This is a genomic window from Syntrophothermus sp. (assembly GCF_013314835.1).
GTDB classification, from domain to species: Bacteria; Bacillota; Syntrophomonadia; order Syntrophomonadales; family Syntrophothermaceae; genus Syntrophothermus; species Syntrophothermus lipocalidus.
Window position 1 is genome coordinate 1 of record NZ_JABUEX010000080.1, and the last position, 7,921, is coordinate 7,921.

Below are 7,921 nucleotides of genomic sequence, written 5' to 3' on the forward strand. Positions count from 1 at the left end.
TTGGCGAATATTTAACATGAGACCTCACACTCCTTTAGTTTGACTTTGGGTGTTTTTTTGGGCGAGGTCTCATTTCTTTTTCAGGGGGCTGATCCCCTTCTGGTGCCTACTGAAATTTTACTCGGCCAAGGTTGTCAGAACAAGATACTTGAAGTCCATCATATAGAAAGCCGTAAAACAGGAGGGGATGCACCAAATAATCTTATAACTCTTTGCGAACAATGCCATAAAGACTACCACGCAGGAAAGTTGAAACTAAATCTAAAAAGAGGACAGTCATTCAGAGATGCCGCTTTTATAGGGATCATGCGGTGGGCTGTATATAACAGGCTTAAAGCGTCATATCCGAATGTCAGCTTAACCTATGGCTATATTACCAAACACACCAGAATTACCAACGGTTTGGGAAAGACCCATAGGACAGATGCCCGATGCATTAGCGGTAACCCTCAAGCAAAATCAGACGGTACATGGTACTTCTTTAAACAGATGCGGGGGCAAAACAGGCAACTGTATAAAGCTAATCCTATTAAGGGCGGCATTCGTAAAGCAAACAAGGCTCCCAGATACCTGTTTGGGTTTCAGTTATTCGACAAGGTATTGTACGAAGGGCAGGAATGTTTTGTCTGGGGCAGGAGAGCCAGCGGATACTTTGATTTAAGAAGACTTGACGGAACTAAAATTAGTCCTTCGGCAAGTTGTAAAAAGCTAAAACTGCTAGAAAGAGCAAGTACATTATTATGCGAAAGGAGGGCATGCGACTTCCTCCTCGGAATGAATTCCGAGGTTTCCGTCGCGTAGTCATTTCTATGAAAGATAGGGAAAATTGTTTGTTTCTGGCTATCTTTTCTCTCCTCTGTAGCGGCTCACAATATATGACCTTCAGACGGTACTAAAAAGTCTTGCATTTTTCAAGGAAGTGGATATAATGTAGCTGAAAGAATCAGCAGGTAAGTTCAACATCAAATTTGCAAAAAAATGTTCAAAACTCCAGCAGCCCTGGTTTAAACACCGGGGCTATTTTATTATGCGGACGCGCGTCCGCGATTTTATTTTTTTCGGGGGGATGCAATGCCGCGAAAGTTCATCGCTACCCTGAGCGCAGTTGGAGCAGTCATTTCCCTGTACCTGGCTCTCACGGCGTACAACTGTACAGGCGGCTGCAGTCCGGTCCATTCCAGCCCTTACGCCAGGATAGCAGGCGTCCCGGTGGCCTGGTCCGGGGTGTTCGGGTACATCTTCATCCTGCTGGCTGCCCTGGCAAACAAGGAACAGGCTGTAAAATGGCTTTCCTTAACGGGCCTGGGGGTTGAAGCGTATCTGGTTTTTGCCCAGGCCATACTCATCAAAGCATACTGTATATGGTGCCTGCTGTCGGCCCTGATTATGTTCGCGGTTGCGCTGTCAGCATGCGGGCCGCTGGCGGTTGTGCTGGCTGCCGCCGTGTTCTGTGCTGGCCTGATGTTCACGCCGAAAGAACAACCGCATAAACCCGAAGCAAATCTTCCCGCAGTCCAAGAAAAGGCTTCGTCACCAGTTCCGGCAGAAAAATCAGGTTTTCATGTGGTAGATGAAAGCGGGCGCCGATTACTGCTTGACAGCAGCAAACCGGTTTTGTTTTTCGCGCCCTGGTGCTCTCACTGCTATCCTGTCCTGAAGGCAGCCGCTTCACTACCCGCGGACAAAAGGCCCGCGCTGGTGTACGGCTTCCCAGGGGGCGATCTGGAAAAAGACCTGCGGGACGCCAGGGCAGAAGCCGATGCGGTTGGCCTCAAGGACCCCGTATACGTCTGCACAGACAGGCTGAACCTGGACAGGCTGCCTGCTCTAACAGTCCAGGAGAAAACGCTGTACGGCGAAAAAGAAATTGCTGACTGGCTGCAAGAAAGGAGCTGATTCTGTGTCCGTATTCGTTGCCGGTTCGGAAGCGGTCCGTGAGCTTTTAAAAATCAATGGAATCCCTACAACCGAAACGCTCGAAAAGTCAAAAGCCGTGGTTGCGTCAACATCGTGGTATTCGCGGTTCGGCGGCCGGGACAAGGAAGAATTGTTCCGCAAAGCCCTGGGCCTGCCGGGCGTTCTGGTGATCGACGCGCCGACAGACTGGGAAACCATCGCTGTTTTCAAAGAAAAAGGGTTCCGCGTCTGCGGGCTGTCATCTGTCTGCTGGGAAGCCTGGCGGCTGACAGAAGGGGAACTGCCGGTAAGCCCTGTCAGGTTTGAAGTCCCGGCTCAACCTGCGAATAACACATTTGAACCTTCCGGGTCGATTGAAAACAAACCTGAAGAAAAAGAAGAAAACGGCCGGATCGAACCCTATATAAGCCCGCTGTTCAACCAGGACACCCTGCTTTTAGCTTCCTTCAGCACAAAAGGAGGCGTGGGCAAGACCGCGCTGGCGTCAAATCTGGGGGCATATTTTGCGATGCAGGGCCGTTCGACCGCAGTGGTTGACTTCGACCTGGAAGGGAATCTCGCGGAAGTCCTGGGATTATTAGAACAGGTGGACAGATACCCCAATACAGACAACTGGAGAGAGTACGGCAAAGAACTCCCGCGCCGTTTGGTTGCCCATTCCGCGGGTTTCCGGCTGCTCCCTTCGGGGCGGAACGGCCGGCTCACCGACGAAGACGCCGAAGAAATCCTGTCCAGACTTAGCCGCGAATACGAAGTCATCGTCGTGGACTTCGGCACAAATCCCTTCGCGCCCCACGCGAGAATGGCCCTGTCGATGGCACACAGAGCGTTTCTCCTGACCATACCCGAACAGGGCTACATGGAGACCCTGATCAAGCGTTTTTTAAGCGCCCACCGGGACTGGGTGGAAAGCGGCAAAGCCGTTTTAGTGGTGAACAAAGTGACGCCGGCCAGCTACTACCGGCCGGAACACGTGGCCGAGATGGGCGGCTTCAAAGTCTGGAAGGAGATCCCCGAAGACCCGGCGTTTGAAGCGGCAAAGCGAGCGGGCAAAACCGTCCTGCAGATGAAAAAAGCGGACAGCAGAGAGTGGATATGCGCGGTGGCGGAAGAGGCGGCCGGCCGCAGGCAGCGCGGCTCCAGCCTGCTGGACCGTCTGGTCAGGGGGAGAGGTTGATACGCGTCTGGATTGCATTGGAACAGCCGGAAAAATTGGCCGGATACCTTGACTGCGAAACGGCCTCCAGGCAGGAAGCGGAAGCGCATATCGTCTTCACGCCCGGTGACGTGTCAGACCCGGCCAGGACGGTGGCGGTAATCGCCCTGCCCGACGAAGCCCAGCAGTTCATCAAAAAAGGGGTGGCGCCCGAAAACATCCTGGTCACCGGGACAGCCGAAGCGCACATCAAACAGATCGCGCCGTACCTCAAAAAAATGCTGGAAGAGATCAGGCCGGTTAAAGTGATCGCGTTTGTCAGCCCCAAAGGGGGGACCGGCCGGACGACGCTCGCGGCGTCCCTGGCGGAGCACTACGCGGCGCTGGGGTTGAAGACGGTCCTCCTTGACACCGCCGACCCGCCGAACGCGCACTGCCACTTTCAGTCTGTCAGGGGAGATTTGAACATGCTGGAAACCCTCCAGGCGGACAAAATAGTGGTTGACACATCACCATCCTTCAGGGAATTTGACCGGGTGGACGCGGTGGTGCTGGTCGTGAGCCCGGATCTGGTGCAGTGCATTGAGCCGGCGAAAGCCATCCCGAAGGCGCGCGCGGTGGTTTACAACCGCCGGCGGCCCGAGCTGCCTGAAGAAGTGGTGAAGTCGGCCTTTCCGAACATTCCAGTAATCACGGTGGATGACGACTACCAGGGCTGCGCGGCGGCGCTGGCGGTAAACGTCCCGGCGTCGAACCGGAGCCTGAAAATCGCCGAAGCGGTGGGGACGTTAGCAGCCATTCTGGGAAAGGGGGAAACTGATTGATCAGCATAGCAGTCGGCGGCCCGCCCGGGTTTATCGAAAGGGTGCGGAGCGAAATTGCCAGATGCCCGGAACTGACGGCGGTCCTGTCGGCGTCCGACCCGGGCTCGCTGGTCGATTCGCTCGAAAGGCACGTCGGGGCGTGCGACGCCGTTCTATTGGGTTTCGCGGAAGACCAGAACCGCGCGGTGCTGGAAGTCATCATGCGGCACGGTAAGACTTACGTCCCGTTCGTCAGCGCGCCGGCGGGAGAATACAGGAAGTGGGCGGCGCTGAGAGCGTACCCGACCGAACGCGGGAGAGAGGTTGAAGCGGTTTGCAAATTTTTCAACCTGCAGGGAGAAACCGGCATAAACTACCTGGTCGAAAAAGTGGAAAAGACGAAAGGGCCGGCGCCGGTGGCGGCGAAGATTGCGGCTTTCGTTTCCTGCCGGGGCGGGGCAGGCACATCGTTTATTGCGGCGCATCTGGCTGAAACAGCTGCCGAAGAATGCGACACTGTTTTAATCGACACCGACACCCGCTGCCTGCTCAGCCAGCCGGGACAGTACCTGGGAGCGAAAACCTGCAAAATGTCGCTGGCGTCGTGGATTGATTTTCCCTGCGCCAACCGAAACAGGGAAGGCATCGCCCACCGTTACCTGAACCGGACGGAATCAAAAGCTTGGTTTCTGCCGGCAGTGACCGAAGTCTGGGAAATCGGCAGCCTGACCGCAGAATTGATGGCGAACGCGCTCGGCGTGCTTCAGCGCCATTTTGCGCTGACCGTGGTTGACTGCGGCAGTTACTTAAGCGACATCTCACTCTCCGCGCTTGAACTGGCGGACGAAGTGTTTTTGGTGACCACGCCCGAAAAAAACGACCTGGAGCTGCTGGAGGCGTTTCTGACCGGCGTGTTCCCTTTCGGGAAAGTGCCGCAGAGCAAACTGAGCATAATCTTAAACAAACTCCCGCCCGGCCTGGAAAGGACAGCCGGCCGCATTGCCGCCGGCTTCGGCCTTCCGCTGGCAGCGGCGGCGCCTCCTGCGGACAGCCGGGAAGATTTTGGCCGGGAGATAACCAAACTGAAGCGGCGGCTGCTCCAGCAGCCAGCCGGAAAACCGCAGGGATTAATTGACCGATTGAAAAATTTCTTTGGTGGAAAGGCGGGTGAATCAAAATAACCGACAAAATCCATCTTTTGGTTGTGGACGACGACCCGATATGGAGAGAAAAAGCCAGGAGCATGTTTTACGGTCATCCCCGGATCAGGGTGGCGTACCTTGCCGCAACCGGCCGCGAAGCTATCCGGTGGGCGGAAGACTCCGCCCCGGACGCAGCTGTCGTTGACCACGGGCTGGTCGACATGTCCGGTTTGGAGGCGGCGGAGAAAATCGCCAAAGCGTCGCCGGGCACCCAGGTGTTCATCGTTACCGATTCGGGTTCGATGGACCTGTGGCGGAAGGCGACAGCAATCGGCGTGCAGCAGGTCTTCACCAAACCCTACACCGACGCCGACATCGGGCCTGCCATCGAAGAAGCGGTCGACCGCTACCGGAAACTTTTAACCCAGCAGAGCAGCCGGCTCCCGCTGTTTGAAAAAGGCTCGGGGCCGAAAGCGAAGTATCAGGAGATCAAAACCGTGCGGGAGATTCAGGCCGTCAAAAAGACGGTCGCGATGGTGATCAGCCCGAAGGGAGGGGTCGGAAAGACGACGATGGCCGTCAACATCGCCTGCGCGGTGGCGGCCCAGGCCGACCTGTCGGTGCGGGCGGCGATCATCGACCTGAACGAGTTCGGCACGGTGTCGGTGCACCTCAATCTTGGTTCGCCGGAAAAAGAAATCGGCGGCCGGAACATTCTGGCGTTTCAGCACACAGCGGACATGGACGCCGACGAGCTGAGCGAGTTTCTCGTCAGGCACCGCAGCGGCCTGTGGGTGCTGCCTTCGGTCCCGACGCCGGAAAGCATCGCCTACGTCAACGAAGACCTGGTGCGGAAAGTGATCGAGATTTTCAGGCGGAATTTCGACTTTGTGGTGCTGGACCTGCCGCCGTCGATAAACCTGGAAGTCTCCTGGGCGGCGGCGGACCACGCGGACTGCATTCTGGTCGTGGTAACGCCCGATATTCAGGTGGTGCGGGGCATGGTCCAGATCAACGAGACGCTGACCAATTTGAAAGTGAGCGACAAGTGCTACCGGATCGTGAACATGCACGGCATGGCCGGCGGGATGGAACTGCGAGAAATGGACGAATTCATGCCCTATCCCACGCTGGGGGTGGTGAAAGAAAACGGCAGAGTCAGGGAAGCCGTCAAGCGGGGCACGCCGCTGGTGCTGTGGGAGCCGGACGGCGAGTTTGCGGTTTCGATCAGGGAAATCGCCAACAAAATCTTCCCGGTTTTTGCCGGACAGGGGTGCAAGCCGGAAAGGAAGAATTTTCTCGGCAGGATATTCAAAAAAATTTTGCGGTAGTCTGTTGCAAATTTCTGCTGGTATGGTATAATTCAGTCGGACTAACTGCCCATTAGTCCCACCCGTTAACAATTTAAAAAAATGTTCAAAACCCGACGCAGTTAAAATTTACTGCGTCGGGTTTTTTATTTTCATAAAAAACTCTTGCATTTTTCGTCTGGCTGGATATAATGTAGCTGAAAGAGTTGGTGAGCAAGGTTCAACATCGAATTTTAAAAAAATGTTCAAAACTCCAGCAGCTCCGGTTGATGTGCCGGGGCTGCTGTTTTTTTTTTTTTTGCGAGCTGTTTGCCCGCAAAAAAATTTTGTGAAAGGAGGGAAAGGCGCTTTTTGTCAGAAAAAGCGCCGAGGATTGTGAACTTTCAGGCTGCAGAAACAGTGTACGGGTTTGTTACCGCACTGACGCCAATTCATCATGGGGAAATACCCCCGTACAATGTCAAACCCGATACAGGGGAACCAGTGCGTTTCCGTCGGATGCCGATTCTTGCCGAAGACAAATTAACCGGTGTTCAAACCAGGATTGACCTGCCGGTTATTTCAGGCAACGCGGTGCGCGGCATCGGGCGGCGGCTGCTTCTGGGCTACACTCTGAAAACGCTGGGGATTGACAAACGGGAAAAGTTTAATAAGCTGTTTGCGACCTCCGATATTGCCAGCGACATATTTTTCTTTTTGCACAATGGGGGAGCGACCCATAAAAACGACACTCCAGATCAGCTGGATATGGAAACATACGACCGGATAAGCCGATCGTTCCCAATCTGGTCGCTTTTGGGGGGCAACTATCACGGCCACATGATCGAAGGCCAGTGCCGGATCGGGATCATGATCCCGCTTGTTTCCGAGACTAAAAGCCTGATCAGCCTTTTAATCTCAAAAGCCCTGGTAAAGCAGTTTGATATGGAAGAAAAAGAATGGGACAGCTTTGAATTAACTGCAAGCAGCCTTATCAGCGAAAAAGCCAGCGTAGTGAGATATATGCGCAGGGCAGAAAAAACCGAGCCGAAGGAAGAACCGGCCGGAAAAGACGATGATAAATACGGGGCTGTTTTCGGCTTTGAAGTGATACCTGCCGGGACAAAGTTTGTCCAGGTCAATGTTTTAACCGACGACAGCGAAATGAACCGGCTGGCTTTCCGGGCCATGACCGCGATGATCTCGCTTCGCGGGGTGCTGGGAGGCCAGGTTGCCAAAGGGCACGGTATGGCTGTCATCAGATATTTCGACGCCAGCGGCAGCCAGTACACCCGGGAAGATATAGACAGATATGGAGTGTACCTGATCGAAAACAAAAGCGCGCTACTTGATGCCCTGGCGGAATTTGCGAAAAAGATAACTTATCAGAAGAAAAAAGCAGATAATGCAGACGGATCGAAAAAGAAACCGGACAAAAAAGCTGCCGGGACAGACAGCAATTAACGCCGGGGAGGCTTGAGTCTATCAGGGAAGAGCTTAATCAGAAGGTTAATTCCTTGCCTGGGGAAGGAAAAGGGATGACCCGAAAGGCAAAGCGGCTCTTCAAGCGGCTGGAAGAGAAGATCTCCTTTCACAACGGCCTGACCCGTTTTA

General features: G+C 54.5%; 7 protein-coding genes. All 7 read left to right on the top strand.

What is annotated here, in order from left to right; translation table 11 throughout:
- Window positions 1-102 precede the first annotated feature (102 nt).
- On the top strand, window positions 103-801 hold the full coding sequence (locus tag HPY90_RS14115; RefSeq protein WP_287195433.1) for an HNH endonuclease: 699 nt from the start codon (window positions 103-105) through the stop codon (window positions 799-801).
- Between the two features lie 270 nt (window positions 802-1,071).
- Window positions 1,072-1,896 carry a vitamin K epoxide reductase family protein gene (locus HPY90_RS14120; protein WP_287195435.1) on the top strand — a complete coding sequence of 275 codons (825 nt, stop codon included), beginning with the start codon at window positions 1,072-1,074 and terminating at the stop codon, window positions 1,894-1,896.
- 4 nt (window positions 1,897-1,900) lie between these two features.
- Window positions 1,901-3,094 (top strand): CpaE/TadZ family protein, encoded by a 1,194-nt coding sequence (locus HPY90_RS14125; protein ID WP_287195437.1) that lies wholly within the window; start codon window positions 1,901-1,903, stop codon window positions 3,092-3,094.
- Window positions 3,091-3,897: a ParA family protein gene (locus HPY90_RS14130; RefSeq protein ID WP_287195439.1), complete on the top strand. Its 807-nt coding sequence runs from the start codon at window positions 3,091-3,093 to the stop codon at window positions 3,895-3,897. Before HPY90_RS14125 ends, HPY90_RS14130 begins: the two co-directional genes overlap by 4 nt.
- A complete protein-coding gene (locus HPY90_RS14135) occupies window positions 3,894-5,057 on the top strand; it encodes a CpaE/TadZ family protein (protein WP_287195441.1) in 1,164 nt (387 codons plus the stop codon). The genes HPY90_RS14130 and HPY90_RS14135 overlap by 4 nt, the downstream gene beginning before the upstream one ends.
- Before the next feature lie 23 nt (window positions 5,058-5,080).
- On the top strand, window positions 5,081-6,349 hold the full coding sequence (locus HPY90_RS14140) for a CpaE/TadZ family protein (protein WP_287195445.1): 1,269 nt from the start codon (window positions 5,081-5,083) through the stop codon (window positions 6,347-6,349).
- A gap of 330 nt (window positions 6,350-6,679) precedes the next feature.
- The gene (locus HPY90_RS14145; RefSeq protein WP_287195443.1) at window positions 6,680-7,771 is read left to right on the top strand and encodes a hypothetical protein; all 1,092 of its coding nucleotides are present in this window, start codon (window positions 6,680-6,682) and stop codon (window positions 7,769-7,771) included.
- The last annotated feature ends 150 nt before the right edge of the window (window positions 7,772-7,921 follow it).